The following is a 25,468-nucleotide window of genomic DNA, read 5'->3' as shown; positions in this document are numbered from 1 at the left end:
CGAGAACTGCTCGGGTAAGAAAGAAAATCGCTCAGGAAGAGTCGAGAACTGCTCGGGTAAGAAAGAAAATCGCTCAGGAAGAGTCGAGAATTGCTCGGGTAAGAAAGAAAATCGCTCAGGAAGAGTCCAACTACGCTCAGGTCGCGAAAAGAACTGCTCAATAAGAGCCCCAATATCCGTAGTATCACAAATTTAAACCCTGTCTAAAAATTAAAAAATACCTATTCATCAATTAGAACTTTACATGTCAAGAGATACAATTTTCTTAAAATTAAATATTACAAAATGACTAACATTTACCAATATTTATAACTCACGTACCATCCTATAAGGTATAATTGAGAGAACAAAGGGAGGGAGTTGCAATGGGGGTCATACAAGCATTAAAGGAAACATTACCAATTTTTCATGAAATATTTAAGAAGGAAATATCTATCACATTAAATGACCGTGTGACAAGAGAAGTGCTATTTGTTTTAGATGGGATAAAAGTAAAAACACATTTAAAAGTGGGCTTTATACCAGAGGATTCATCAGATTTTCGTCGCGTTGCAAAGGGGGAATTTTTAAAGCGTAGTGTTCCAAAAGAGTATTTTGGTATCCCGATGAATAGTGAGTTGTATCCTATACGAGAAAATGGTGAAGTCGTAGGAATATTAAGCTTGCTTTTTCCACTAGAGGCGCAAGAAAAAGTCGGAGCGTTTATGGAAAGTCTACAAGCAATTATTCAAGATTTACAATTAAAAATACATACAATAGCTGCACATTCTGAAGAGCTATCCGCAACGAGTGAATCCATCTCAGAAAAATCACGTCATGCTCTTGAAAATTCCTCACGCTCCAATGAGGTGACAGATTTCATTAAAACCATTTCCAAGCAAACCAATTTACTTGGCTTAAATGCATCCATAGAGGCAGCACGTGCTGGGCAATATGGAGCAGGGTTCAATATTGTGGCACAGGAGGTTCGGAAATTATCGAGTGAAACATCTACAGCTACAGAACAAATTGAAACTTCTCTTAAGACCATCACTAATAATGTTCAATCCTTGATGGAGAGCATGGAGCAAATTGAAGTGGCATCCAATGAACAAGCCGAACTAGTGCAGCAATTTAGTGAGGCAATTGAAAAATTAAGCAATGTTAGTACCCAAATGTCGTATTATGTGAAAGAAGTATTACGATAATTGATATAAAGAAATCGTTCTTTTGCCGTTTTAACATTGGACTATTTTTGATCAAACGGGTGGTTATAATGTAATGAAAGGAACATGGAACGCTCAAGAAGTAATAGACCGTTTGATTTGAAGACAGAAACGATGCCGAGAATTGTTTTGAATAAACAATAAAAGCTAAAAACTGTTTCTGTAGCTGATGTGGGGGTTGTCTAAAAAGTCCTTTATAAGAAATCGAATTTCTTTGATGAACCTTTTAGCCAACGCCTATTAGGGCTTCCTATATATTGATCCAATTGTCGAAACATTTCTGGAATTTCGCTTAATGAGGTTTTCTTACGATAAGAGATTACATGCTGTGATTTAATTTCCTTTAAGACAACGTCAAGTGACGATAAATCTTTTCGCTCATATTCAATGGTACGTAGGCTTTCTTTAATACGAAAAAGCTTAGCCTGTTCCTTCTCTAATATAGATTGAATTTCGTTTTGCTTGACTCTAAACATACCTCGAATATGTTCTAGGGGAATATTTTCGTCCATCATTTGTCGAATTTGTTCTAATGAAAACCCCAGCTCCTTGAAAGCCAAAATGCGATGAATTTGAAACATTTGCTCAGCTGAAAAATATCGATAGCCTGAAAATTGATCGGTATAAGCAGGCTTAAGTAAACCCAATTGGTCATAGTAACGTAATGTTTTGATAGAAACTTGGCTAAGCATTGAAAACTCGCTAATTTTAAACATTGAGTATCATCTCCTTTTAGAAAATCTAAAACATCGGGCTGTGTAACGCTGCTGCTTGAAGTTTACTTTATAAGTATATCTGTCCAGTTAAGGGGAGAGTCAAGAAGTAAGAAACAGATATTAGTAAAGAACAGTAAAAAAGACAGCCTTCAGTGATTAACACTTTAGACTGTCTTTTCATCTGTTAACAGAAAATAATTTATGATTGTGTCCAATAGTTATCTAGCTCTTGATCTACATAGACCCAGCCCTTCCATGCAATATGAATCGTATCCATAATAAAATAAGGGTCATATTCATGATCGGAGAAATCAACATATGGAACATTAGCATTTGTTAATACTTGCTCCATTTTTTCATAATATTTTTCACGACGTTCCTGTGGATATTCGTTGTAGTCATACCAATAGCCATTCACAGGAATAGAGATAAATAGCGGCTTTGCACCAGCATCCTTTAAAATATCTATGACGAGCTGAAAATCCTCATATTCGGGTGATACTGTATAATCTTCGTTCTTACGAGAGCCTTTAAACTTTGTTAAATCGGCATTAACAAGACGTTTATAAAATTTATTTTCAATCATTAAATCATTAGATACACGCTTCTTGCCATATTCTTCCGCATTTTTCAATTGCTGTTCAAATGTTTGATTTGCCACCAGCTTGTCATTATTTTTTAATTTATGTGACTCTCTAGGGAAAATCGAGTAATACAAATCTTTTTTCTCCAGCAGTGCTTTTTGGAAATGGCCTGCCATCATCGCAAGGCGTCCAACAACAGGTCGTTCTTTGCCATTCGATAATTGATACTGATAGATTGTTCTTAATAGCTGATCCCGATTCACCGTCTCAAATTCTAGCAGACGCTTCATTGCACGATTTCGAACCTCTACATCAATGTCCTTATTGTATGCTAAATCATAGGCATGCAGCATGGAATAGTTAGGAGAAAAGTGAAATTCACCCATTCCTTTTTCCGTAAACCATTGAGGAGAAACGATGAAAACAATTTTTTTATCCTTTAAATTTTTCTCCTGCGTAGCAAAATTTAAAAAGTGTGTAATAGACTGCATTCCCCCTCGTCCTATCATAAATGTCGAATACGGTGCATCTGTTGCCCGTGCATAATTATAGGGGTGGAAGGGGTCAAAGCGATTTAATTCTGATGAGCCGTATAAAGGCATTGAGTTCGGCTCCTGTAGCATTCTCTCCTGTAAATACATGCCTTGGAATACTAACGGAGACATGTTCGTTTTTGCCTGTTCTACATCTTCATCTGAAATCCAAGCTTTGATCCATGAATTTGGCAAAAATACGAAGACCGCAAATAGAACAAGGGCAATGAATAGTGATAAAAAGCCTTTCTTAATCATTGTCTTTCAGCTAATTTCGCTACAATACGATTTGGCGTGTTCCATTCCTCACGATTGAAATCAGTTATTGGTACTGAGATATCAAAGCGGCTTTCTATTTCCACTAATAGATTAATGGTACCGAATGAATCAAGTAGCCCTTCTTCAAATAAATCGATATCTGGGTTTTCTACAATGATATCGTCCTCGCATAATTCCACTAGCATTTCTAAAACTTGTTGTTTCTCCATAGTTAAAATTCTCCTTTATATTTAGGCTGTGTTTAATAAAGCCTTGTTTAAAATAATTTTCCTGAAAAAATATAAAAGCCAAAACAAACAGCATTAAAAGTGATAAACACGCCAATTGCATGTGTCCATTTATTTTTCGGCCAAAGCTTACGTTTTTTGTTCCAGCGTTCAAACTTATCGAAGCTAATGATTAACAGGGCATGGTAAAGACCATAGACTACAAAGTGCCATTCTAGTCCATGCCAAATTCCCATTAAAAAGAACAGTAAAAAGAAACCAATATATGAGATTGTAAATTTATTTTTAATCCATTTTTTCTTAGTCATCCAAAGCACGAAACGCATATAAACATAATCTCTAAACCAGAATGAAAGGCTCATATGCCAACGATTCCAAAAGTCTTTAATATTGCGACTCGAAAATGGACGATTAAAGTTAATTGGCGTTTGAATGCCCATAATGCGACTGACCCCAACGGCAAAGGCACTATAGCCAGCAAAATCGAAAAATAAATAGAAGCTATACATATACATATACGCTATTTGCCCTTGAAAAGGTGTCAAATAATTATAGGTATGATTTGGCAAATAGATAAGTGTGTAATTATAGATTAAATAAGCCAAAATGAATTTATATAGAAAGCCTACAAATATATAATTAATCCCACTTAATAGTAGTTTTTGATAGTCCTGATTAGACGGAACTGCATGCATATCTTTATAAAAACGTCGCCAACGATCGATAGGTCCTGATGAAACGGTTGGAAAAAACAGTAAAAAATAGGCCAGCTCGATTGCTGAAATTTTATCCTTTATCAGTCCGTCACGTGTTTCTAAAATCATTTGAACAGATTTAAAGGTAATGTAGGACACTCCTAGGAATCCAAATAAATGATGTAGCCCAAGAATCGGAAGAACCTTTACTAGCACGAGCGGCAAGATAGACAGCAGTACAGCCACAACAAATACTGTCCCACTATTCTTTTGTAGTCGGTATTTTTGATAAGCAATGATTAATAGTAGCTGAAATACTGTAAAAAGTATGAGAGAGATTGTGCCATTTAAAGAATTACCAAAAATAAGTGCCAAAACAATAATGGAAACATAGATATTATAGCCTTTTGCAGATTTTTCACGTAATCCTAAAATAATTGTTGGCAGCAATAACATCCCAATAATGATGAAAAAAACGATATTTCCGTAAGGCGTCATACTGTTTCCATAACCGCCAATCCTTTACGGTCAACTTTACCATTTGTATTTAGAGGTAAAGTGTCCATGTATTTGAAGGTTTTCGGAATCATATAGGTTGGTAAATACTCTGATAACAACGATTTAAGCTGCTTCGTCATTTTAAAAGCAGACTCCATTAATGGCTCACGTAGAACAACGAACGCATTCAGTGAAACAATCTCGCCATCTTTTAAAACAGGTACAACAACACAGCTAGAAACAGGTGGTAGATTGCCTATTTGCTTTTCAATTTCTTCGATTTCTAAACGATAGCCATGTAATTTTACCTGAAAATCTTTACGACCTGAAAAGAACAGATAGCCATCTTTTTCATAGCCAATATCCCCAGTTTTATAAATGTGCTGCTCATTTATTGTAGGAAAGGCCTTTTGCGTTAAATCAGGTGCACCAAGATAGCCAGCACTAACAGTTGGTCCTGAAATAATAATCTCCCCATCCTCTAATAGCGAAAGATTTGGTTCTGATTGGGGGGCGATTGGTAATTGATCAAATTGCTCCAACAGTTCTGGTGTGACCTCTACAAAAGATACAGCAACGGTTGTTTCAGTTGGCCCATATAAATTAAAAATAGTTGCCTGTGGGAAGCGTTGCATTAATTCCTGTGCAACGGAGACTGGTAAAACCTCTCCACAGAATAAAAATGTATCTAAAGTGGGCATTAACTCCTGATGCCACTCTTTGTTCATTAAGCACATTTTCGCAAAGGACGGTGTGGAGGTCCAAACACGGATTTCAGCTGTAGCTAATGCATCAAATAACGACTTTGGATAAGCAATTTGCTCTTGAGTAATCGCATAAAGCGTTTGCCCATTTACCAATGCAGGGTATAAATCCATTACGGATAAATCAAAGGAGTAGGGGGCCTGATTTAAAAACACGCCAGATTCCTGTAATGGGAAGTACTTATTCATCCAATCAACAAAGTGTGCTAGGTTATTGGCTGTAATTTGGACACCCTTAGGTTTACCAGTTGAACCAGATGTGTAAATAATATAATAAACATCTTGCTCCTGAACCCACGAGGAAGGCTCTACCGAAATAGTAGAACGCTTCGTGATAATATCACTTACCTCCAACTCAGGAATAGACAATGGAGCACTTAATGATTCTGTTTTTAGTAGCATGCAGGCTTCAGAGGCTTCAATAATAAGCTGTAGTCTTTCTGAAGGTGTAGACGAATCAACTGGTACATATGGATGCCCAGCCTTAACAGCACCTAAAAAGGCAACAATTTGCAATGGTGACATATGACCGTAGACGACAATTGGCTGTTTCCTTTTTAAGTCAAGAGCTAGTAAATAATGTGCTACACAATCAGAGAGATACCAAAGCTCACTATACGTTAAGGACTCATGATTGGTTTGATATGCAGTTTTTTGTGGCTGCTGAAGTGCCACATTTTGAATTGCCGCTAATATACTTAACATCTATATTTCTCCTTTTTTAAAATTCCGTATATATAAATGGACCAGCGTTCATATCATGGAACCCATGAATAATAAACAAAAGCACCAAAATGATAAAGTAAAATAACGTAAAGCCTATAAAACGTAATAGCTCATTATTTTTAATGGATTGCATCAGTTCACCTCCAATTTAATAATGAAAAAGGATTTTAACTTTGTAAATATACTAAATATATAGATATTTTTTCAAGTTATTTTTTATAATCCTTCTATTAAAATTTTTAACACTGTTTTGACGGAATGTGGAGAAAAATGTTGCTGCATTTCGCTTTATTCATTAAATCATAAGATAAATTTAAGATTAAATTAAGGTTTGGGAAAAATTGATATTTAACAAAGCTCTTCAAACAAAAAAGTGCCATCAAAAGTTAATCAAATCAACTTATGATGGCATCTATATATTTATCCCGTTAAACGGTATGGATAGATCATTTAGTTAACAGCATCTAACACTTTTTTGGAAACATAAAAATCTGTTCCATTGTAGACATTAATGGTATCAAATGTATAGGTTTTGGTCGTATTGCTTGAAGCTTGCTCATAAATCATGATGTTTTTATTTACTGGGATTGTTAATGTAACATCTTTTTTTTGTGCAATAAATTTTGGGTTTTCATGATCTGTTCGATCTATCTTTGTCGTATAGCCCTTTTCAGTAAAGGCCTTTGTTGCAGGGATATATAAATCCTTGGTCAGCTTATTTAAATCAAAGCTCATAGATTGTGCCATTGCATGTGCTATTTCCGTGTTTTCAACAAGGCCAGTTATTGCGGAAGGGCCAAATGTATAAAGAAATACATCCTCACCAGTATGTCCGCCCGTTGTAAAACCAATATTTGCTCGTTTGGCAAGCATCTGTCCCATATCTTTGCTAAGATTCCTAGAAGCTGTTAAGGTTGTCCGCTCGTCTTTAGATAAGTCTGATAAACCATATAGTGCTGCTACCTCAATCATATTGGATTGGTCTTGCTTCAATTGGCTTAAGGCACCTTCAAGGGTCATTTTCGCTTTCTTTAATGGATTAACAAAGGCAGAAACAGGTATACTGGCATAAGTCTTTGTTGTATTCATATTGCCCATGGTAATACCGCTATTACCATGATCTGTTACGGCAATAACCGTTGTATGCCCATCCTCTTTGGCAAAATCAAGTGCTTTTTGGACAGCCCCATCAAACGCTAAAATTTCACTGATGATACCAATTGTGTCGTTGGCGTGTGCAGCCCAATCTACCTTACTGCCCTCTACAAATAAGAAGAAACCTTTGTCATTCTGTTTAAGCGTTTGAATGGCTTTGCTTGTCATTTCAGCAAGCGTCGGCTCAGATGCTCTAGTGATAGGGCGATCTATATTGTAAGCAAGGGCAGTAAGAGCAAAGCTTCCCCAAATTTTCGATGAGGTACTTTTTAAAAGCTCATCACGTGTTTTGACAATGTCATAATTTTTTTCTTTTAGGACATTCACTAAGTTCTCGCCATCTTTACGAGCATTATTAGCAGCACCAGGAATGAGAGATGCGAAGCCGCCGCCTAACACGACATCAATGTCTTGATAGACCTGCTGCTCAGCTATGTCATCATATTGGCTTCTATTTTTAACATGTGCTGAAAAGCCTGCAGGTGTTGCATGTTGAATTTCAGAAGTAGAAATCAGCCCAGTTGCCATGCCCTGCTGTTTCGCTCCTTCTAAAACATTGGCTACAGGGCGCATAGTATCACCTTTGGCTAATTGCGCTAATCCTGGAGAATTAATAACCGCTGGTAGCACACCAACAAATTTACGATTTGATTTATGCCCTGTGGCTAATGCAGTAGCAGCAGGCGCAGAATCGGTAAGGGCAGATTCTGCAGAGTAAGTACGAACTGCACCAGTTAAAATCGCGTCTAATGCCAAATTTCCACCCTTATACCATCGAGAGAGTGTGACAGCATTATTACTACTTCCATCCATCACCATCATAATAACATTTGACGGCTGAGTGTTTTTCGCAGCTTGTACTTGTGGTAGGGCAATATTTGTCGCCGAAAAAATCATTGCACTAGCTATAACCCATGAACGCCATTTTTGTAAGTATTTCATGATGTAGTCTCCTTTAGGTTTATTTCAAAAGTAGTGTAACGAAAGTGACAATCTTCATCAGCTGTGTTGAAGCGTTAAATTATAGTGCAAATTCTTACATTAAAGATCTTGTTCATACTCCTCACCGTCTACTGTTTGATAATATAAAATGCCATCAGCAATAAAGAGATTCAATACCTCTTCTTCTAGTAACACTTCCTCTGAGCCATTGCTAACATTAATTTTTGTTAGATAGCCTGCATTGTCATAATCACTGCAATAAAGCACATCCTCATAGGTAGCCAAGTAGTAGCAGGCTGTTTCTGAGATTTGCTTATTTTGCTGTGTTGCTAAATCATAGGCGTATACCATGTTGTCACGAATGCTATTATAGTAAATAATATCTTCGTCTGTATCGGCATACCACATATCATGCATAAAATCATAGTTCTTGCTTGTTGCCGCAAAATAGTTTTCTTTGACCCATAGATGATCTTGACTTAGTTTTTCATCATTCACTAAAAAATATTCGTAGGAAATTGCATAAGGTTCATTTGGATCAACATCATTCCATGTTGTATCGAGATGATACCAATTATCGTTAATGCTTACTAAATTCCATGCATGCAGTTCATTGTCGCTATAACCATATACATATTGAGCATCAAGATCTGAGGCTACCAATAAACGATAGGCGAGTAAAGCATAGGCCTGACAAACAGCCGTGTTCTCTTGAATTAACTCATATACTGTCTGACCCTCCGTAGATCCCTGCTCGGTATAAGTGGCTAATTGTACAATCATATCGTTAATAGCCTTGGCACGATGGAAGTCATCCATATCATCGGTAATATACTGTGCTACAAATTGATTGACAAAGGTATCAATTTTTTTCTCTTTTTTAGCATCTGTCAAATAGGTAATCGTAAATTCAATTAAATATCCATTGTCTTGATCCCAGGAGGTCCATTCAAAATTCAGGAAATAACCAGCCGTATAAGGATTCACATAGGAAAGTAAGCTATTCATGTCGTTTAGCTGAACCTCGAATTCATTCCAATCCAGTTTTCCTGTATAAGCAACCTCAAATGTTTTATCGAAATTAGCGATATGTTTTTCTACTTTCTTTGTAAATTGTAATAAGGCAGGGTCCTTTTTAAATAAAGAAGTAGAAAAAAGGTCTGAATCGGAAAAAGAGGCAGAGATAACTTTACTCTCTGGCTTTTTAATGTCGTCCATTGTGTTGGTCTCTTTTATGGAAGAATCCGTAGCTTCTTCAAGGTATGTATCTAGTGTTTCGGAGCAGGCAATTAGCAAGACAGATAAGCACAATATACAAAGCATAGAAATGATTTTTCTTATCATAAAGTTCCTCCAAGCAATATTTTTTCCATTATAAGCGAGGAGGATGTGTAAGTGCATTGTAATTTTCCTGTGATAAGGACAATAAGCGAAATTGGGCAATTTACAGATTATTTTCAATCTAAGTTTGTCATGGCAACCTTTTTTTGTTATAATGTGGTGTGTTGTGATGTTTCAAAGTTCGGGAGGTGCAGTGTATGCATACAGTAGTATTAGTTTCATTAATTATCATATCATTAGCGTTGATTGTAGTCGTATTACTTCAATCTAGTAAAAGTGCAGGCTTGTCAGGTGCCATCTCGGGTGGAGCTGAACAACTATTTGGAAAACAAAAAGCACGTGGTATGGATCTTATCCTTCACCGCGCAACAATTGTGTTAGCAATTTTATTCTTTATTTTAGCAATCGCTATTACAAAAATCTAATAGTTGAAGATATATCGCCTAACCGAATTGGTTGGGCGTTTTCTTTTATCCAAGGTAGAAAAGCGTAAGTGGCGGATTGAACCATTGAACAGAAGGATAGAAAGCCGAAATTGTTGGATAGGACCATTAAACAGCAGGATAGTGCATCATCACTGATGTAGAATCTCTAGTAAATGGCTATAATGGTGATAGTATGTATTGGTATGAAGGAGAGCTTGCAATGAACAAAACTTTATCTCAGCCATTTTTCTTTCAAGCAGGACCACGAGCAGTATTACTGTTGCATGGTTTTACAGGAAGCTCCGCAGATGTCCGAATGCTTGGTAGATTTTTAGAGAAAAAAGGGTATACTACATTAGCGCCTCACTATAAAGGTCACGGTGTGGAACCAGAAGAACTTATCACAACAGGACCTGCTGATTGGTGGCAGGATGTCGTAGCTGCCTATAAGCAGTTACAGGATGCTGGTTATCAGGAAATCGCAGTTGCAGGTCTTTCATTAGGCGGTGTGATGGCACTTAATGTGGCATTAAATAACCCAGTAAAAGGAATCGTTACAATGTGTGCCCCGATGACCATGCGTACAACCGACGTCATGTTTGAGGGAGTCCTGAAATATGCAAGAGACTATAAAAAATTCCAAGGCAAACAGGATGAGCAAATCGAAGCAGAGGTTTTAAGCATTGCTAAAAAAGGTATGCCATCTTTACAGGAGCTACGGGAATTTATTGCCCATACTCGTCAAGAAATTGACATGATTTATGCCCCAATTTTTGTCGTTCAAGCAACAAATGATGAGGTAATTGAGACAGAATCTGCCAACATTATATATAATCAAACTGAGTCACTTGAAAAGCACATCAAGTGGTATGAAAACTCAAAGCATGTTATTACATTAGATCAAGAAAAAGATCAGTTACATGAAGATATTTATCACTTTTTAGAAGGCCTAAATTGGGCACAATAAACAAATAGGATTTTCTCATGAAGGAGGGAAATTATGAAAGACCAAAAGGATTCACTACAAAGTCGTTTACTCGATTTTTTCGGTGAAGAAGATTATAAACCATTAACCGTTGGCGAAATCGAGGACGTATTTGGCTTTGAGGATGCTGACGAGTTTAAAGAGCTTGTAAAAACTTTAGTGCGTATGGAGGGACAGGGCTTAGTTGTCCGTTCACGTTCTAATCGTTATGGCTTGCCAGAGCGTATGAATTTACTAAGAGGTAAATTTATCGGTCATGCAAAGGGCTTCGGCTTTGTGACACCTGATATTGAGGGGATGGATGATGTTTTCATTCCCCCGCATGAAGTAAATGGTGCCATTAACGGCGATATCGTCCTGATCCGAGTGTTAAAGGAATCATTCGGTGATCGTCGTGAAGGAACTGTGACAAAGGTAGTTGAACGTGGACAAACAAGCTTTGTTGGTACATTCCAGGCAAATCGTGGCTTTGGCTTTGTTGTCTTAGACGATAAAAAGCTACCAATGGATATTTTTATTGCCAAAGGTGATACATTGGGTGCTGTTGACGGACACAAAGTTGTTGTTGAGGTCGCTACTTGGCCAGAGGATTTAAAATCAGCTACAGGCTATATTACAAAGATTTTAGGCCATAAAAATGATCCAGGTGTAGATATTCTTTCTATATTATATAAGCACGATATTCCACCAGAATTTCCAGATGAGGTGATTGCTGCTGCACAACGAGTGCCAGATGAAATCACTGAGGCTGATTTAGAGGACCGCCGTGATTTACGTCATGAAACGATTGTCACAATTGATGGAGCAGATGCAAAGGATTTGGATGATGCAGTTACTGTAACAAAAAATGGTGATGGCACTTATAAGCTTGGCGTACATATTGCAGACGTTAGTTATTATGTAACGCAAGGCTCTGTCATTGACATTGAAGCCTATGATCGTGCGACAAGTGTGTATTTAACAGACCGTGTAATTCCAATGATTCCACATCGTTTATCGAATGGTATTTGTTCCTTAAATCCTCAGGTCGATCGTTTAACATTGTCCTGTGAAATGATAATTGATGCCAGTGGGAATGTGATTTCACACGAAATTTTCCAAAGTGTCATTAAAACAACAGAGCGTATGACGTATAAGGACGTTTACAAAATATTAGAAGAGCAGGACGAGGAGCTAATTGCCCGTTATGAGCCTCTTGTACCAATGTTTAAAAACATGAAAGAGCTATCATCAATTTTACGTCATAAACGTGAAATGCGTGGAGCAATTGACTTTGACTTTAAAGAATCCAAAGTTATTGTCAACGAGGATGGCTGGCCAGTAGATATTGAATTACGCGAACGTACAGTAGCAGAGAAATTAATTGAAGATTTTATGCTAGCTGCCAATGAAACCGTAGCAGAGCATTTCCACTGGATGAATGTACCATTCCTATACCGTATTCACGAAGATCCAAAGCCAGAAAAGCTCCAACGCTTCTTTGAATTTGTCACGAATTTCGGTATTTTAATTAAAGGTACTGGCAATACCGTTCATCCTAAGGCTTTACAAGATGTTTTAAAGGCAATTGATGGTATGCCAGAGGAGCCAGTAATTTCAACAATGCTCCTACGCTCTATGCAGCAGGCAAAATATTATCCTGAAAGCCTTGGTCACTTTGGCTTATCGACAGATTTCTATACACACTTTACATCACCAATTCGTCGTTACCCAGACTTAATCGTGCATCGTTTAATCCGAACGTATTTAATTAATAAAGATACATCGAGAGAAACGGTTGCACAATGGAGTATGGCAATGGATGAAATTGCTGACCATACATCAGAGCGTGAACGTCGTGCTGTCGATGCAGAGCGTGATACCGATTCACTGAAAAAGGCCCAATATATGTCCGATAAAATTGGCGAGGAGTTCGAAGGAATCGTCTCATCCATCACAAACTTTGGAATTTTCGTGGAGCTGCCAAATACGATTGAAGGACTTGTCCATATTAGCAATATGACAGATGACTACTACCGTTTTGACGATCGCCAGATGATCATGATTGGCGAACGAACAAATCGTCAATTCCGCATTGGCGATGAGGTCATGGTTCGTGTAGCAAATGTTATTATTGAGGAGTCATCCATTGACTTTGAAATTGTTGGAATGGTAACTTCATATGGACGAACACGCAAAGCAGCCCCTACTGTTATTCACGCCCGTAAAAATTACAACGATAACAAAGGCGGTAGTGGCAGCCGTAGAGGTAGTCGTAACGAGGACGAGCGAGGTGGCCGTGGAGGTCGCAGAGGCGGTCGCAACGAGGAAGAAAGAAGCAGTCGTGGCAGTCGCAGAGGTGGACGCAACGAGGAAGAACGAAGTAGTCGTGGCAGTCGCGGAGGCGGTCGCAGCGAAGAAGAAAGAAGCAGTCGTGGCAATCACAGAGACGTTCGCAACGAGGAAGAAAGAGGCAAACGAGGAGAGCGCAGTGAAAGCGACCGTGATCCTAGAGGCAGCCGCAAAGATAGCTCAAGCCCAGGTCCTAAAAAACGCGTGAAACAAAAGCAAAAGTTCTATGAGGGCATTGCTAAAAAAGGCAAAAAGAAAAAATCAAAACGTAAATAAAGTAAAAGTATAGGTGAAAGTACCAATAAGCGCTTTAAAGCAATTTGAAGCGGGTGCTTTCACTTTATCAATAAGAGCAGGTTGATCCTGCTCAACCTTTATGTAGAGGGTGAATAATATGGCAAAAGGTACTGGGAAAGTATTAGCACAAAATAAAAAAGCCGGGCATGACTACTTCATTGAAGACACAATTGAAGCAGGCATGGTGCTAACAGGCACAGAAATAAAATCCATCCGTGCAGGAAGGGTTCAACTAAAAGAATCCTATGTCCAAATCCGCAACGGTGAAGCATGGATCAGCAATATGCATGTCAGCTCATTCGAACAAGGCAACCGCTTTAACCATGACCCACTGCGCGCCCGCAAGCTACTGCTTCATAAAAAGCAAATCGGCGAGCTAGTTGGTGCCGTTAAACGAGACGGCTACACAATCGTCCCATTAAAAATGTACATTAAGGACGGCTACGCCAAACTCCTAATCGGCGTAGGTAAAGGGAAAAAAGATTACGACAAACGCGACGACATGCGCAAAAAAGAATCAAAACGCGAAATGGAACGTGCCTTTAAAGCGAAAAATCAATATTAATGGATTGGGAGAAAGCTCACTGTTGCTGGTGAGCTTTTTGCTTTGGGTGTGGTGGAGCGGGTGAGAGCGTAGTGCGTGGTGAGGCGGATAGATTGGGGAAAGCGACGGATAGGGGTTGAAATGTGACGGATAGAACTGCGAGAGTGATGGATAGAATGGTGAAATGGATGGATAGGCTATGATGTTTGCGCCAATTTTTTCTAAGTTATCGGGATACTTGAACTATCGTTAGTTTTGTTTTATAATAAGTATTACTGATTGCCAGATTTCATGGAAGCGTACGTTAAGCTCCCACCGTACTAGAAGCAAATCTAGCTCTTTGTTTGAACGAGGCCAAGCGCTTCGATTCATATTCAAGGGGACGTTACGGATTCGACAGGGATGGTTCAAGCTTTGGTCGCGCGTCGGAGGTCTCGGCTCCGTCATCAACGGAAGTTATATAATAACTGGCAAACAACAAAACTTAGCTTTCGCAGCGTAAGCTCGTAAGCGCTCTGCCTCTCTATCGCCCATGTAGAGAACGTGGGGCCCAACTTTAGTGGGATACGGTCGATGGTGCCACCTGAGTCACCGACAAGAGATTTCCAGGTTAGCGTACAGGACGCCTGTTTGTCGGCATAATGCTACGTGAATCGTAAATAGGCAAACTACACGCGTAGAAGCTGAAGTATTGGAGTTTCTGGACGCGGGTTCGACTCCCGCCGTCTCCATAATTGAATTTTCTAGAGTTGTCTAGAGTGGTCAAAACCCTTGTAAATCAAGGGTTTTTTCTATTTTTGTTGTACTGAGTTTTCTGGGCTTTTCAGCAGAAACTGGCTAAAAAACTGGTCACTTTTGGGTCAAGTTTATGAGTTTAAGTACGTCACAAACTTATTAATTGTATCGTTTTTTGCACGCTTTGATAGGTGCGTATATATGTTGAGCGTTGTTTGCACATCTGTGTGACCTAATCGTTCTTGTACTTCTTTGACACTTGCACCTGCTTCGAAAAGTAAAGAGCAATGCACATGACGAAATGAGTGAACATGTGTATAGGGCAAGCTGTAATTGTCGATGATTTTCATGAGCCATTTTCTAGGAACCGTTTGTTGCAATAAGCCATTTTGTTCGTTTGTAAACATTAATTGGCTTTTATCTTTCGCATTTGGAAATTTAACTTGCTGGATCTTTTTCCATTCGGATAAGATGTGGCATGTTTCATCATCGATTAAAAGCTGGCGTATCGTATCGGTTTTCGTTGATTTAATATAAAGCTTGTTATTTTTACCTCTTGAAAGAGCTTTTGTAATGAGCAGTTCCTTTGTATCGAAATTTAAATCCGCCCAGGTTAATGCAAGTGCCTCCCCTTTACGGATACCTGAAAAAGCAAGTAGGTAGAAAAATGCGGTTATTTGAGCGTTACCATACTGCTTTAAGCATTGAAGAAAGTAAATTAGCTGCTCTTTTGAATAGTAGTTGACCTCGGTATCTAATACAGTAGAAGCTTTGATTTTTGGGAGATCCACTAGCTTGAATGGATTAGAACTGATGTAATCACGCTTAATAGCAAAATCAATTACTTTAGATGCGTAAGTTTTAACCATTCGAAATCTTTTTAGTTTCAAGGAACAGTCATCAACAAAGCTTTGGCAGATTGCTGCACTCAATTTCTCAATTCGATAATGCCCAATTGCGGGTAGAATATGGTTCCTGAAAATGCCTAGGGTTTTGACAAAGGTGCTTTCTTCGACAGTTCTTTCGTAGTGCTGAATCCAGACATTATATATATCCTCGTATGTTTCTGTTTTAGGTTTCTTAAATTCCCCTTTACTAACTTCGACTCTTAATCGAGCTAAGGCAAGATTAGCCTCTTTTTTTGTTTGAAAGCCGCGTCTAGTAACGTGAATTTGTTTGCCTGTTTCGCTATCCATTCCTAAATAAAGCTTAAACATGTAGTAGGTTTTGCCATCTTTTTTTGTATATGATTTAATATTGTCTTTCATTGAAATGCCTCCTAGAACCATACAGGGAAACTAGGGGTAAAGTTAATGCTGCGATTAACTATATTGTAAGTATAGCGTATAAAAAATGGTTTCCCAATAAATCAGCTACCTTTATTTTGGTAGCATTTAATGTAGAAATAATGATGATAGTAAAAAGGCTATTCGTAATTAGTGGTTGAATATTTGCAAAATATTTTATTACACTACACAATTGAAACAAACGATGCATAAAGGGGGGATTATTTTGGGTACACAAAAAATAAATCTCTATGTGGATGATTTAAGAGATTGTCCGAGTGGTTTTGTTGTGGCAAGAACGTTTCAAGAAGCAATTCACTTACTTGAAAATCACGAAGTAGATATGCTTTCTCTTGACCATGATTTAGGAGAGGATCTACAAGGTAATCTATTGCCAACAGGTTATGACTTAGTAAAATATATTTGTGAAAAAGGGTTACGGGCAAACAAAATATATATTCATACGGACAACCCTGTTGGTAGAGAGAATATGTATCACACACTACGTGGAGCGAAACGGAGAGGTTTCATTGATTCAGATATTGAAATTTACCATTATCCGATTACTAAAAATAAGTACTCTGGTTAGTTAGTTGTAAAATTTTTGCTACACTTTCGTTTGGAATTATTGAGTGCTTCATAGTATTTAAATAACGTTCCCAGATACTTTTGGAACGGGATTGGACTGGATTAGGTGGTGCATGTTTTAATTATTTTGGATAAACCTTCTCAAACCGAGTACAAACTGTCAGCATATCTTCCGTAAACTCCAAGTTATACTGAGGCAAAATGCGGCTAAAGAATGCCACATGTACTTCCTTCCATTCCTCATATGTACCTTCGCCTTCCGCTAGTGCAAAGTCTAATGGTACCTCGTTAAACGGATAAATATCGATGGCATAGGATTTTAAAATTGCAACTGGCTCATTGTGATTGTTCAATGCAATTTGATAATCGCCCATTTTAGGTAGTGGATTCCCCTCAATTTCATATAATGGATAGCTTAAGCATGTTGCTATTTTTATTTCATTCATTACTAAACTTGTAAGCAAATTTGCTTTCTCCCCAAATTGTAGTGTTTCCGTATAACGAATGTTTTCCAAACCTTCTATTTCACAATAATTTTGCCAAAAAGCTTCGATTTTGTTCATTGTAATAACTCCTTTTATTAAAATTTTACCCATTGTTGGGACATTAGTATTGTAGAATCGTGAGGTGTATAGTAAGGGCGAAGCAATGATGATAGCTATACGATTTTCAACACTTATCGTATCTGTAATTGCATTGTCATTTGCTTTTACAAAAAAAATAAACCGCCCTCGCCCCCAAAGTTGAGTAGTGGTTTAATTTTTTACTTTTTATTTGCGAATCGTCTTTGGATCGATTCTGCTTATTGCTAAGATTGTTTGGTGTACCACCACTAAACAGTCTTATTTATAATCTCTTCACACCGGATTATAGCGTGATTTTTGAATTTACTCAATATACTTTGAATTGATTTATTAATTATGTTGCTCTCAATAATGTATGATTTAGCCCTAGTAAAATGTGTTATTATATGATTCTTTAAAATGATTTTTCGGAGCATCTCAGAGCGTTATTTAATGTTAAAATTGAACCAACCTTGTCTTAAAGGAGAATTTTAATGAAAAAGCTATACAGGAGGGTCAAACATGGGCTTGAAACGTACTATAAAGAGAAAATCTACACAGCCTCACACCAAAATAACTAATTTTGGATTTGATAACACGATTAAGAAAATTGATAAGGCGATTGCTCTGCTTGAACGAAAATAGCTCATTTAGTAAGCTTAAAAATTAGAAATTACTTAAAAAGTTCTTTGTGTGTATTTAAATTAATTCAAAGCGACATTTGAGGACATTTTGCAATTAATCCATGCAAAAAATAAACACAGAAAAACCGCAGCACTCATGACTTCGATTTAAAATAAGCAAAAAAACTACAGATGATAGAACATCCGTAGTCACTTTCACTAAAAAAAGTAAACCGCCCTCGCACCCAAAGCCGAATAATGATTTACTTTCCTCGCTAATCGCCTATAAAGCACTTTTAATATATCAAAAAAAGAACGTTTGTTCCAATGGATTTTCTGTATTTTATTTTTTCTAATGTCGGTCGGTAGTAAATATATGTACAATTTTCTCGTTTTTTGTCTGTACCCCAGGTAAAATAAAAAGATTAAAAAACCTCTTTTGTATTTGTCCTGTGGAGAACGTTTAATTTATTCGACAATCTAGTTTATTTACCTACCAATTGAATATCGCGATTCAAAGCATGTGGATTGACGATACGAACACACTATGAAAGGAGCGATTCTTTGCAAGCACAGCAAATTAAGCACGATTTAGCAGTAGCATTACAAGACGATTTCAATACACATAACCTGTACAAGCATGTAGCTCAGACGATTCGAACGCTACTTGACGCTCAGCTAGATGAAAAACAATATGTAGAATGCCATTTTAATGACTACATGGTGAAGGCTGGGGTAATAGAGCGTTCCGAAAATAAAGAACTCTCTATTATTGTTCTTGTATTTCGAGAAAATATTAACGGTGAAATATTGATTCAACTAAATATCGCTGGCAATTGGTTAATCTTGTACAATCAGTTTTCAAATGCAACGATTGAGATCATTGATTGGCGAAAAATAGAGTAGATGCATATTTTGCATCTCTTTTTTTTGCACAAAATGGGTAGGGGAGATTTAATACATGAATAAATACGAAGGGTGTATGCTGCTGTTTAAGCTATAGTATAAAGTTACTTTCTAAACAATTAAAAACATGTCTGATGGTGTATTAGAGAATATCGCAGTACACCACTTTTATAATATAATAGAGGAAACATTAGATATTATGGAGGTGATTGTATTATAAAAGAAGAAACAAGAGACATATTATTATATATTGCATCAGGTTTTTATTCGAGTATGCAACAAACCGCTAGATGCTTAGCCTACTTTTTTATCGTTTTCTATGTTCCATATGTGCTCGCACATTGGGTGATGGTAACATATGCACAGGTTGATCCGCTACAATTCATACATGTATATGCGTATACAGTGACGCTGGCATTCCCATTAATGATGATCGTATCGCATTACATTCCAATGGAGCTAAATTTTGAAACGATGCAATTTGAGGTCGTTGACTAAATGGCTCTCAGTTGAATCGGGAATTAACTTTAAAAACAAACTTATCCATCTGAATTCATCTCATGCTTATTGGTCATATAGGATTGATAAGCTTTTTTTATGATTAAATACTTTCTCTCTTCAATTTACATAGGTATTAATTTTTTGGACATTAGTATTGTAGAATCGCGAGGTGTAAGTTGTTGGTAAGGGCGAAGCAATGAAGATGGCTATACGTTTTTCAACACAATCGTATCTGTAATTGCATTGTCATTTGCTATTACTAAAAAAAATAAACCGCCCTCGCCCCCAAAGCTGAGTAGTGGTTTATTTTTTGCTTTTTATTCGCTAATCGCCTTTGAATCGATTTTGCTTATTGCTAAGATTGCTTGGTGTACCACCACTAAACAGCCTTATTTGTAAAATTATAGCATGAACTTTGAATTTTCTCTATACGGTTTGGATTAAATTATTAATTTTAATGTTCTCAAATTTGTGTGATTTATCCCTAGTAAAATGTATGTTAAGTAACATTTTTACTACTCCTTTTAAACGTGAGTTATGCCCGCAGAGAATCCGTGTAAAGTACACGAGTAAACTTGCTGTCTCGATAATCTTCTCTACCAGAATGGTCTAGTATTTCAGTTGCGATTAGGCTCACATTTCAATCGCGAAATACACGTCTATAAAACCATCGTTTAGTAGACGATTTGAAGATGGAGCTTAAATTAACGTTTAGGCTTCCTTTTTTATTGTATTTGTCTATAAACTCGTCTATTGTTTATTTTATATAAAATATATAAGTTAATAGATTGAGGTGTCGAAAATGGGACGTGTAATTGGATATTGTCGAGTTAGTACGGAAGATCAAAATTTAGATATGCAGGAGCAAGCAATTGAAAAATATGCTAAAGAAAAAGGATTAGAACTAATCATGTATGTAGAAAAGATTTCTAGTCGTAAAGTAGAAAGGCAAGAACTTGAACATGCTATAAAAGCTGCAACTAGTGGAGATTTATTTGTTGTGTTTAAATTAGATCGTTTAGCTAGAAGTACTAAAGAGTTATTTACATTAACAGGTGAATTAAATGAGAAGGGCGTAGAATTTGTTTCAATTAATGATGCATTTGATACTACTACTCCAACAGGTAAAGCAATGTTTGGTATGTTAGCTGTATTTGCTGAATTTGAAAGGGATATTATTCAGCAAAGGACAAAAGCTGGATTAGAAAGTGCTAGAAAACGCGGGCGTGTTGGAGGCAGACCCGCTATTGATGATAAAGTAAAGAAGCATGTACGAGCATTGTTTGAAGCAGGAGAAAGTGCTACAGATATTGCAAAGGAGTATGGTATTGGTAGGGCAACCGTATATAAAATTATTAAAAATAATTAAATGTAAAGTAGGGGGAACTTGTATTAATGATTTGAGAGCGTACTGCATGACATCACTTCTAAGCCACCAGCAACAATTGAGACAATTGAGTGAAGATAATTAATAAAAATATAAAAAGCCTGGTAGAGCCTTATCTAATAAGGTTTCTGCCAAGCTTTTTTTATAATTAATATATAAATAAAAGGGTTAGTTTTGAGTATTTTTATACTTTTTGCGAATACCTGTAAAAAAATTAGAAAGAAAAAATGCCAAAATACAAATGTACTTTGGCATGAATTGAGATTCAACTAAGAATCCCTTTTGCAGTATCATTAAATTACTCATCTGATAGAGTGTGTAATTCAGGAATACAATGAATATACGTATCTATCGTTGTTGCTATTTTTGAGTGACCTAAGAAACGTTGAATAAATTTTACATCATTCGTTTGATAATAGATACGAGAAGCACAACTGTGACGTAAGCCATGAACTGAAACGAGCTTTAAACCATGTTGGATTTGGAATCTTTTTAACCAGGCATTTAACTTGCAGTTATTATAAAAAGTATTTTTATTGTTTGGAAAGATAAACTGCTCGCTGCCTTGATGCTCAAGATTTTGCCACTTTAATTGCTCTGCTTGATATTCCTTCCATTTTAATAATGCTTGGAAAGTTTCCTCATCAATATCAAGTGTTCTTTCCTCCGTGTTCTTTGTACTTTTAATATAGGGTTTATTCCGTTCAGCTGTACCAATAGCTTGATGAATAAGAATTTTTTTGTTTTGAAGATCAATATCTTGCCATTGCAGTGCAAGAAGCTCCCCTTTGCGTAATCCTAAATTTACAAGCACGAGGAAAATTGCAATTTTTGAAATATCATCTGTTGCTTTCAGTTTTTGAATAAATACATCCAATTCATCTGGTGTATAGAACAGTTTTTCAGTTTGTTTATTACCATTCTTACGAAGTGCCATTTTTTCATTAGAACGCAATTCCTCGAGATCAACGGGATTTTTTGAAATAATTCCATACTTGACTGCATGTACTAAACATTTGTTTAATTGACTCGCTACCTTTGAAGGTCTTTTTAACTTCTTATCCCATACTTCAAATGACCGTAAAGTATCTGGGTAGGAAATATTTTTAACCTTTAAATTTCCATAGAAGGGTAGGATGTGATTTTTAAACATTCCTTTAATTTTCCCTAAAGTACTTTTTTCGATACTACTTTTTTCAAGGTGTTTTTCATAGCGATTATGATAGAATTGCTCAAATGTAATATTTGAAATATCAGTTGCACTTTTTTGTAGTACTCCCGCTTGTTTTTGGGCATAAAAAGCTTTTGCTTCAGTTTTTGTTTTAAAACCACGCCTTGTAATGTCGATTTGCTTTTTCGTATAAGGGTCGATACCCCCATACATTTTCACCATATAATGAGGAACGCCTCTTTTCATATATTCTTTAACTGCTTTGTCCATTGTTGTCATTAGAATGATCTCCTTTTGTGTTTTCCATTATTTTTTATGCTTGTACATTTTTTAAAAAGTGATTGATTTCCGTTTTGGAGAATCGCTTGCTGCGACCAATTGAATTTCCTTTAAGTCCTTGATCAATAAGCTTTTGTAAACTTTTATAGGAAATTCCGATATAGTCGCAAGTTTCTTGAACGTTCAGCCATTCTTTAGCTGCATGCTCATTATGCTGTCCAATTGTTTCACCAAGTTTTTTTTCAAAGATTTTTTCAAAGTTTTTATCAGGAGAATATCCAAGCTTTTTTCCAAGGTAAGAATCAAGCTTTGTATCAAGGATTAATTCGATATTTTTTACAAGGATTTTCTCAAGGCATTGTGTAATTAAGTTTTCCATTTTTTCTTCGATTGATTTTTCAATAGTTTGTTCCAAATGTTTGTTCCTCCGTAATAGATGGTAAGTGTTGTTATGTCAGTAAAGAATTGCTACTCCATGCTATACCCTTGCAGAAATGAATATTCATAAAAAAAGTGTCGGACACATCTGAATGTCGGTTATAAGATGTGAAGCCAGCCGAAGTATAGATACGACACTCTACAAACTTGCAGAAATGAATATTCATAAAAAAGTGTCGAACACATCTGATTGTCAGTTATAAGATGTGAAGCCAGCCGAAGTATAGATACGACACTCTACAAACATGCAGAAATGAATATTCATAAAAAAAGTGTCGGACACATCTAAATGTCGGTTATAAGATGTGAAGCCAGCTGAAGTATAGATACGACACTCTACAAACTTGCAGAAATGAATATTCATAAAAAAGTGTCGAACACGTCTGAATATCGGTTGTAAGATGTGAAGCTAGCTGAAGTATAGATACGATACTCTACACACTTGCAGAAATGAATATTCATAAAAAAAGTGTCAGACACATAGAACCAGCAATTCATCAGCACTCTAAGTACGACAGAAACCAGGATTAAGATAATTAAATTGTTTACTTCTAAACATTTGAATTACGTAGCTATGTTGTTTGATTGGAAACTTTATATTTGAGGAGAAGGATTACAGAGAGATGTTTATTTTGTATTTTAGGGTTGGAACCGACAGAAAATGTCATATAAAGTATAAGAAAGTGGACTCTAAACGATTTGAAGTAATGAAAGTAATTCTAAAATCTTAGGGGAAGACTTGCATCAATTGAGGTATAAATACCGATTTCTTTTAATTAACAGTGATTTGATATTCCATGATACGTGCTAGTTAACGAAATGGTATTAGCGTGCTTGGAGCGAATGTAATCTGTAAAGCTCGCTTGTAGTGATCCGAGAACAAGTAGGCTTACGTACGCACGAATATACGCCAATATCTGCTTCTAGTTCGAAGGAGGAAGCGAGTGCGTGCACATATAGGAATTTGGTGTACACAGTTGTAACATTTTAGACGCGATTGTGGCATTCCTGCTGTAAAGCTAAATAAATTATAAGCCAGTAAATTTAAATAAGTAGGGGATATAAGAGCATTCAGATCAGCAGATTCATTTGAGGTCTAAATGCCTTTTTCTTTTTAATTAAAAGTGTTTGGGTTTTCCATGATACGTGCCATTAAACGAAATGGCATAAGCGTGCTCGGAGCGAGAGTAATACGTAAAGTTTGCTTGTTATAGTGATCCGACAACAGGTAGGTTTACGCACGTATGAATACATATACCTGCCTCTGGTTCGAAGGGAAAAACGAGTGCGTGCACACATATAGGAATTTGTTGTACAGAGTTGTCACATTTTAGACGCATTTTTGACATTCCTGCCGTAAAGTGAACTAAATTAAGAGACGATAATTTCAAACAAACAGGGGGTATAGGTACATTCAGATCAGCAGCTGCATTTGAGGTCTGAATGCCTTTTTCTTTTTAATTGATAGTGTTTTGGTTTTACATGGTACGTGTATTAAACGAAATGGCATAAGCGTGCTTGGAGCGAAAGTCATCCGTAAAGCTCGCATTAAGTGATACGCCAATAAGTAGGTTTACGCACGGACGTATGTACATCTATACCTGCCTCTAGTTCGAAGGGAAAAACGAGTGCGTGCACACATATAGGAATTTGTTGTACAGAGTTGTCACATTTTAGACACAAATTGTACACATTTATAGCACTCCTGCCGTAAAGTGATCAAAATCAGAAGACAATAATTTCAATCAAATAGAGGCACTAGAGCATTTAGATTAGCAGCTACATTTGAGGTCTAAATGCCTTTTTCTTTTTAATTGATAGAGTTTTGATTTTATACTGCCAAAAAGTTATATAACATTTATACAACTTATATCGAAAAAGTCATAGGGTGGCTCTCGAATAATAGTGCCGTAATTATATGAAAAATGATATAAGTTATACAACATTTATATAACATTTATACAACTGTTATATAAGTTTGAAGAAAATTCAATAAGAAGAGAATGACCGAAAAAACTACAACTAGATTCTTCCAGTGAAAAAGCTCATACAGAGCAAAATAATGCAAAAAAAGTTATATAACAATTATATAACTTATGCAAAAAACAATATAAGTTATATAACTTCTATACAACTTATATCAAAAAAGCCATAGGATTTCTTGAATATTCAAGCCGCATTTATATGAAATTGGTATAAGATATACAGCATTTATATGAATAGAGGGAATTATCATTGGAATAAATTGACTAGAAAAACTATTGAATCATTCCTCCAGGACAAAGGGGATTAATTAGCGATGGAAGGATTCGACTAAAAAAACTATTATTTGATTCCTCCAGGGATTTTAGCCTAATTAGAGCTTAAATTCTGAAAAAAATTTCGGAAAAAAGTTGAAAAAAATATTTCATTTTTTTATTGTAAATCCTTTAGTATCAAGGGATGAAGGGCAAAATTGCTTCGGCAATATCCCCCTATCCAATCGCTTACACATAGGACAAATATTGCATTACTAAACTTGCTGACATGGTTGAAGTTAAAACGGGAAAGTAGAAACGATTGCTTTCCGAATTTAGTGAAAGGATGGAGTATTTACAAAAATTGTTCAGCAGCAATGTGGGAAAAGACGACTTTCATTAATTAAGAAAATTGTGGAAATTAACAAGTGGATTAGTCGTGATAGAAGGGGCGATGCATAGTCTCAAAAAAGAACAACTTCCCTATAGGGGAAAGTCTGTTAAAAA

The 25,468-nt window shown here is 36.5% G+C and carries 22 protein-coding genes, 1 other RNA gene and 1 pseudogene; 12 read left to right on the top strand and 12 right to left on the bottom strand.

All coding sequences use genetic code 11. The features are described from left to right. Positions 1 to 365 precede the first annotated feature (365 nt). Positions 366 to 1,187: a methyl-accepting chemotaxis protein gene (locus tag AC1RNS_RS07330; protein ID WP_492991651.1), complete on the top strand. Its 822-nt coding sequence runs from the start codon at positions 366 to 368 to the stop codon at positions 1,185 to 1,187. A gap of 212 nt (positions 1,188 to 1,399) precedes the next feature. Here AC1RNS_RS07330 and AC1RNS_RS07325 read toward each other — a convergent pair whose 3' ends face one another. From AC1RNS_RS07325 to AC1RNS_RS07290, 8 genes are all read right to left on the bottom strand, one after another. Beyond that, positions 1,400 to 1,921 carry a MerR family transcriptional regulator gene (locus AC1RNS_RS07325; protein ID WP_492991650.1) on the bottom strand — a complete coding sequence of 174 codons (522 nt, stop codon included), beginning with the start codon at positions 1,919 to 1,921 and terminating at the stop codon, positions 1,400 to 1,402. A gap of 199 nt (positions 1,922 to 2,120) precedes the next feature. Then, entirely contained in the window at positions 2,121 to 3,296 is a 1,176-nt protein-coding gene (gene dltD / locus AC1RNS_RS07320; protein ID WP_492991649.1) for a D-alanyl-lipoteichoic acid biosynthesis protein DltD, read from the bottom strand. After that, entirely contained in the window at positions 3,293 to 3,526 is a 234-nt protein-coding gene (dltC, locus tag AC1RNS_RS07315) for a D-alanine--poly(phosphoribitol) ligase subunit 2 (protein WP_492991648.1), read from the bottom strand. Before dltC ends, dltD begins: the two co-directional genes overlap by 4 nt. A 47-nt stretch (positions 3,527 to 3,573) precedes the next feature. Beyond that, positions 3,574 to 4,737 carry a D-alanyl-lipoteichoic acid biosynthesis protein DltB gene (gene dltB, locus AC1RNS_RS07310; protein ID WP_492991647.1) on the bottom strand — a complete coding sequence of 388 codons (1,164 nt, stop codon included), beginning with the start codon at positions 4,735 to 4,737 and terminating at the stop codon, positions 3,574 to 3,576. Next, positions 4,734 to 6,206, bottom strand: coding sequence for a D-alanine--poly(phosphoribitol) ligase subunit DltA (gene dltA, locus AC1RNS_RS07305; RefSeq protein ID WP_492991646.1), 1,473 nt, complete (start codon positions 6,204 to 6,206; stop codon positions 4,734 to 4,736). Before dltA ends, dltB begins: the two co-directional genes overlap by 4 nt. Before the next feature lie 16 nt (positions 6,207 to 6,222). Further along, positions 6,223 to 6,360: a teichoic acid D-Ala incorporation-associated protein DltX gene (locus AC1RNS_RS07300; RefSeq protein ID WP_054770455.1), complete on the bottom strand. Its 138-nt coding sequence runs from the start codon at positions 6,358 to 6,360 to the stop codon at positions 6,223 to 6,225. A gap of 317 nt (positions 6,361 to 6,677) precedes the next feature. Further along, positions 6,678 to 8,324 carry an alkaline phosphatase gene (locus AC1RNS_RS07295; protein ID WP_492991645.1) on the bottom strand — a complete coding sequence of 549 codons (1,647 nt, stop codon included), beginning with the start codon at positions 8,322 to 8,324 and terminating at the stop codon, positions 6,678 to 6,680. 99 nt (positions 8,325 to 8,423) lie between these two features. Continuing rightward, positions 8,424 to 9,668 carry a transglutaminase domain-containing protein gene (locus AC1RNS_RS07290; protein WP_492991644.1) on the bottom strand — a complete coding sequence of 415 codons (1,245 nt, stop codon included), beginning with the start codon at positions 9,666 to 9,668 and terminating at the stop codon, positions 8,424 to 8,426. Positions 9,669 to 9,862: 194 nt separating this feature from the next. Between AC1RNS_RS07290 and secG the strand changes: the two genes are divergently transcribed. The 5 genes from secG to ssrA all read left to right on the top strand — a co-directional run bounded on the left by secG (position 9,863) and on the right by ssrA (position 14,981). Continuing rightward, positions 9,863 to 10,090 (top strand): preprotein translocase subunit SecG, encoded by a 228-nt coding sequence (gene secG, locus AC1RNS_RS07285; RefSeq protein ID WP_492991643.1) that lies wholly within the window; start codon positions 9,863 to 9,865, stop codon positions 10,088 to 10,090. 220 nt (positions 10,091 to 10,310) lie between these two features. Then, entirely contained in the window at positions 10,311 to 11,057 is a 747-nt protein-coding gene (locus tag AC1RNS_RS07280; RefSeq protein ID WP_492991642.1) for an alpha/beta hydrolase, read from the top strand. Positions 11,058 to 11,090: 33 nt separating this feature from the next. Further along, entirely contained in the window at positions 11,091 to 13,682 is a 2,592-nt protein-coding gene (gene rnr / locus AC1RNS_RS07275; protein WP_492991641.1) for a ribonuclease R, read from the top strand. A 118-nt stretch (positions 13,683 to 13,800) separates the two neighbouring features. Next, positions 13,801 to 14,268 carry an SsrA-binding protein SmpB gene (gene smpB / locus AC1RNS_RS07270; RefSeq protein ID WP_492991640.1) on the top strand — a complete coding sequence of 156 codons (468 nt, stop codon included), beginning with the start codon at positions 13,801 to 13,803 and terminating at the stop codon, positions 14,266 to 14,268. A gap of 357 nt (positions 14,269 to 14,625) precedes the next feature. Continuing rightward, positions 14,626 to 14,981, top strand: a transfer-messenger RNA (tmRNA) gene (gene ssrA / locus AC1RNS_RS07265). 132 nt (positions 14,982 to 15,113) lie between these two features. Here the strand turns inward: ssrA and AC1RNS_RS07260 are convergent. Continuing rightward, the gene (locus AC1RNS_RS07260) at positions 15,114 to 16,250 is read right to left on the bottom strand and encodes a site-specific integrase (protein WP_492991639.1); all 1,137 of its coding nucleotides are present in this window, start codon (positions 16,248 to 16,250) and stop codon (positions 15,114 to 15,116) included. 223 nt (positions 16,251 to 16,473) lie between these two features. On the opposite strand from AC1RNS_RS07260, the gene AC1RNS_RS07255 reads away from it, so the two are divergent. Continuing rightward, a complete protein-coding gene (locus tag AC1RNS_RS07255) occupies positions 16,474 to 16,857 on the top strand; it encodes a cyclic-phosphate processing receiver domain-containing protein (RefSeq protein WP_036221140.1) in 384 nt (127 codons plus the stop codon). A 121-nt stretch (positions 16,858 to 16,978) separates the two neighbouring features. Here AC1RNS_RS07255 and AC1RNS_RS07250 read toward each other — a convergent pair whose 3' ends face one another. Then, positions 16,979 to 17,419, bottom strand: a complete 441-nt coding sequence (locus AC1RNS_RS07250; RefSeq protein ID WP_036221091.1) for an ASCH domain-containing protein — start codon at positions 17,417 to 17,419, stop codon at positions 16,979 to 16,981. Between the two features lie 522 nt (positions 17,420 to 17,941). Between AC1RNS_RS07250 and AC1RNS_RS07245 the strand changes: the two genes are divergently transcribed. The 4 genes from AC1RNS_RS07245 (at position 17,942) to AC1RNS_RS07230 (ending at position 20,818) form a co-directional block, all read left to right on the top strand. Continuing rightward, a complete protein-coding gene (locus AC1RNS_RS07245) occupies positions 17,942 to 18,064 on the top strand; it encodes a hypothetical protein (RefSeq protein ID WP_492991638.1) in 123 nt (40 codons plus the stop codon). Between the two features lie 542 nt (positions 18,065 to 18,606). Then, entirely contained in the window at positions 18,607 to 18,948 is a 342-nt protein-coding gene (locus tag AC1RNS_RS07240; protein ID WP_107949305.1) for a hypothetical protein, read from the top strand. A gap of 273 nt (positions 18,949 to 19,221) precedes the next feature. Then, the gene (locus AC1RNS_RS07235) at positions 19,222 to 19,446 is read left to right on the top strand and encodes a hypothetical protein (protein ID WP_036221088.1); all 225 of its coding nucleotides are present in this window, start codon (positions 19,222 to 19,224) and stop codon (positions 19,444 to 19,446) included. Between the two features lie 805 nt (positions 19,447 to 20,251). Continuing rightward, positions 20,252 to 20,818, top strand: coding sequence for a recombinase family protein (locus AC1RNS_RS07230; protein ID WP_492991637.1), 567 nt, complete (start codon positions 20,252 to 20,254; stop codon positions 20,816 to 20,818). Positions 20,819 to 21,134: 316 nt separating this feature from the next. Here AC1RNS_RS07230 and AC1RNS_RS07225 read toward each other — a convergent pair whose 3' ends face one another. Beyond that, entirely contained in the window at positions 21,135 to 22,286 is a 1,152-nt protein-coding gene (locus AC1RNS_RS07225) for a tyrosine-type recombinase/integrase (RefSeq protein ID WP_492991636.1), read from the bottom strand. 34 nt (positions 22,287 to 22,320) lie between these two features. Beyond that, the gene (locus AC1RNS_RS07220; protein ID WP_492991635.1) at positions 22,321 to 22,701 is read right to left on the bottom strand and encodes a helix-turn-helix domain-containing protein; all 381 of its coding nucleotides are present in this window, start codon (positions 22,699 to 22,701) and stop codon (positions 22,321 to 22,323) included. Between the two features lie 2,614 nt (positions 22,702 to 25,315). On the opposite strand from AC1RNS_RS07220, the pseudogene AC1RNS_RS07215 reads away from it, so the two are divergent. Next, positions 25,316 to 25,423 (top strand): annotated as a pseudogene (locus tag AC1RNS_RS07215) (hypothetical protein); the annotation flags it as partial. Between the last annotated feature and the right edge of the window lie 45 nt (positions 25,424 to 25,468).

The sequence above is a fragment of the Lysinibacillus sp. GW821-FHT14F06 genome (assembly GCF_058803665.1).
The sequence above is the reverse complement of the archived record's forward strand: the minus strand, read 5'-3'. Positions and strand labels throughout refer to the sequence as shown.

Excerpts from the sequence above, each read along its gene's own strand:
- AC1RNS_RS07325 (WP_492991650.1), bottom strand. The coding sequence starts at position 1,921 with ATGTTTAAAATTAGCGAGTTTTCAATGCTTAGCCAAGTTTCTATCAAA.
- AC1RNS_RS07230 (WP_492991637.1), top strand. The coding sequence starts at position 20,252 with ATGGGACGTGTAATTGGATATTGTCGAGTTAGTACGGAAGATCAAAAT.
- dltB (WP_492991647.1), bottom strand. The coding sequence starts at position 4,737 with ATGACGCCTTACGGAAATATCGTTTTTTTCATCATTATTGGGATGTTA.
- dltA (WP_492991646.1), bottom strand. The coding sequence starts at position 6,206 with ATGTTAAGTATATTAGCGGCAATTCAAAATGTGGCACTTCAGCAGCCA.
- AC1RNS_RS07260 (WP_492991639.1), bottom strand. The coding sequence starts at position 16,250 with ATGAAAGACAATATTAAATCATATACAAAAAAAGATGGCAAAACCTAC.
- AC1RNS_RS07300 (WP_054770455.1), bottom strand. The coding sequence starts at position 6,360 with ATGCAATCCATTAAAAATAATGAGCTATTACGTTTTATAGGCTTTACG.
- dltC (WP_492991648.1), bottom strand. The coding sequence starts at position 3,526 with ATGGAGAAACAACAAGTTTTAGAAATGCTAGTGGAATTATGCGAGGAC.
- dltD (WP_492991649.1), bottom strand. The coding sequence starts at position 3,296 with ATGATTAAGAAAGGCTTTTTATCACTATTCATTGCCCTTGTTCTATTT.
- AC1RNS_RS07295 (WP_492991645.1), bottom strand. The coding sequence starts at position 8,324 with ATGAAATACTTACAAAAATGGCGTTCATGGGTTATAGCTAGTGCAATG.
- AC1RNS_RS07255 (WP_036221140.1), top strand. The coding sequence starts at position 16,474 with ATGCATAAAGGGGGGATTATTTTGGGTACACAAAAAATAAATCTCTAT.
- AC1RNS_RS07250 (WP_036221091.1), bottom strand. The coding sequence starts at position 17,419 with ATGAACAAAATCGAAGCTTTTTGGCAAAATTATTGTGAAATAGAAGGT.
- AC1RNS_RS07245 (WP_492991638.1), top strand. The coding sequence starts at position 17,942 with ATGGGCTTGAAACGTACTATAAAGAGAAAATCTACACAGCCTCACACC.
- rnr (WP_492991641.1), top strand. The coding sequence starts at position 11,091 with ATGAAAGACCAAAAGGATTCACTACAAAGTCGTTTACTCGATTTTTTC.
- AC1RNS_RS07330 (WP_492991651.1), top strand. The coding sequence starts at position 366 with ATGGGGGTCATACAAGCATTAAAGGAAACATTACCAATTTTTCATGAA.
- secG (WP_492991643.1), top strand. The coding sequence starts at position 9,863 with ATGCATACAGTAGTATTAGTTTCATTAATTATCATATCATTAGCGTTG.
- smpB (WP_492991640.1), top strand. The coding sequence starts at position 13,801 with ATGGCAAAAGGTACTGGGAAAGTATTAGCACAAAATAAAAAAGCCGGG.
- AC1RNS_RS07280 (WP_492991642.1), top strand. The coding sequence starts at position 10,311 with ATGAACAAAACTTTATCTCAGCCATTTTTCTTTCAAGCAGGACCACGA.
- AC1RNS_RS07290 (WP_492991644.1), bottom strand. The coding sequence starts at position 9,668 with ATGATAAGAAAAATCATTTCTATGCTTTGTATATTGTGCTTATCTGTC.
- AC1RNS_RS07235 (WP_036221088.1), top strand. The coding sequence starts at position 19,222 with ATGCAACAAACCGCTAGATGCTTAGCCTACTTTTTTATCGTTTTCTAT.
- AC1RNS_RS07225 (WP_492991636.1), bottom strand. The coding sequence starts at position 22,286 with ATGACAACAATGGACAAAGCAGTTAAAGAATATATGAAAAGAGGCGTT.